General features: G+C 34.6%; 1 protein-coding gene. It reads right to left on the bottom strand.

The window, feature by feature from the left end; all coding sequences use genetic code 11:
• Positions 1–240, bottom strand: a 240-nt coding sequence (locus tag SB775_RS33370; protein ID WP_410865582.1) for a MerR family DNA-binding protein, incomplete at both ends; no start/stop codon positions are given.

Here is a 240-nt window from a genome sequence, read left to right as displayed (position 1 = left end):
AGCTGATGTTGGCTAATGTTTGTTTCGTTAACAATTGAATGGCAGCCTTCCTCTTTTTTAATTCTTGAATGGAGTGTTGTATATCTTCGACTTTTTGTTCGAGCAGCTGTTCAGCTTCTGTTTTTGACTGTTTTTCAAATAGTGATGTGATAATTTCACGAATTTCTTTGAGCGAGAAATCTAGCTTTCTCGCTTCGGTGATAAAGGATAGCATGAGTACATATTTTTTATCATATAAAC

This window comes from Peribacillus sp. SIMBA_075, from assembly GCF_046534585.1.
This window is presented reverse-complemented; position numbering and strand designations above follow the sequence as displayed.